This window comes from Embleya sp. NPDC001921, from assembly GCF_053594475.1.
In genome coordinates this window covers 1-1,099 of the sequence record NZ_JBSFEO010000169.1, presented here as the reverse complement: position 1 = coordinate 1,099, position 1,099 = coordinate 1, and the positions used below count along the sequence as shown (strand labels likewise).

Below are 1,099 nucleotides of genomic sequence, written 5' to 3'. Positions count from 1 at the left end.
TGGAAACGCCGGCGCGCGTCCGGGCTCCATTCCTCCGCGTCCGCCGGGCGGGTCAGGACGCCTGTGGTGCGGGCGCCGTTGCGCCACATCGCGGCACGCTGCGCGCTCGACTCGCGCTCCTCCATCAGCAACGCGCGCAGCGACTCGATCGACGACGACCCCACCCGCAGGTCGTCCGGCGTGTACCCGTGGAAGTGGACGACCTCGTCCACCTCGAACCGCCTGCCGCCCGCAGTCTCGTAGTGGCTCGGGGCGATCCACGTTCCGCCGGCCGGGCGGATCAGCGTCGGCGGCACCGGCAACAGGCGCATCGAACCGGCCAGCCGCAGCTTGATCCAGAACGCCTCGTCGTAGATCGCGATATCCGACACCAGGCGCTCGATCAGCCGGTACCTGGTCATCCGCGGCATCGGCGCCGACAGCAGCAGCGCGAGCGGATGCTCCGCCAGGCGCTCCCTGTCGGTGTCGCTGACCCGCCGGTACAGGTGCAGCCCGATCGAGGCGATGTTGCGTGCCAGGAAGCTGACGACCGTGCGGACCTGCGGCTGACACCGCCAGATCTCCGCGAACTCCCACGGCGCACCCGACAGGGGCAGCGCCCCGTAGACCGTGCCCGCCAGGCCACCGATCCCGCCGGTCACCTGCAACTGCCCGGACGAAACGACGAACGCCATCAGCCACCGCCCGCCAGCACCTGGATGAACTCCACCCGGGCGCGCTCGACGACGACCTCACCGTCGATGGCCTGCGGCTCGCGTCCCGCCTCCAGCAACTCGACGTCCCGCAGCACGAGCAGCGGACCACGCTTGGCCCACAACACGGCGCGGAAAGCCTTGTCCGCCAGGTTGACGACGACGCGCTTACGGAGGGCCGTGCGGCGCCACCAGAACATGCGACCCCCTCAGACGATCATCATTGCTGTGTCGTCGTCCTCGTAGACCGACCGGCGCTTGGGCGGCCGGGCGACGACCTCCGCCATGGCCGTGGCCAGCGCGGACACGCCATCGATCTTGTCGCCGGACGCCGCCTTGTCGGGCTTCACGTTCCCGGCCGGGTCCATCGCCACAGCCAGGTTGTCCACACACCAGCGCACCACCGG

Annotated in this window: 2 protein-coding genes and 1 pseudogene; all 3 read right to left on the bottom strand. The window is 70.5% G+C overall.

The genetic code is table 11. From position 1 onward, the window contains the following. On the bottom strand, window positions 1–674 hold a 674-nt coding region (locus tag ACWCPW_RS52065), incomplete at its 3' end, for a phage portal protein (RefSeq protein ID WP_449768702.1). Continuing rightward, window positions 674–892 carry a hypothetical protein gene (locus tag ACWCPW_RS52060; RefSeq protein WP_449768701.1) on the bottom strand — a complete coding sequence of 73 codons (219 nt, stop codon included), beginning with the start codon at window positions 890–892 and terminating at the stop codon, window positions 674–676. The genes ACWCPW_RS52060 and ACWCPW_RS52065, both read right to left, overlap by 1 nt. A 9-nt stretch (window positions 893–901) precedes the next feature. Then, window positions 902–1,099 (bottom strand): annotated as a pseudogene (locus ACWCPW_RS52055) (terminase large subunit); the annotation flags it as partial.

Bases quoted from the DNA above. Each gene is read 5' to 3' on its own strand.
- ACWCPW_RS52060 (WP_449768701.1), bottom strand. From the start codon at position 892: ATGTTCTGGTGGCGCCGCACGGCCCTCCGTAAGCGCGTCGTCGTCAAC.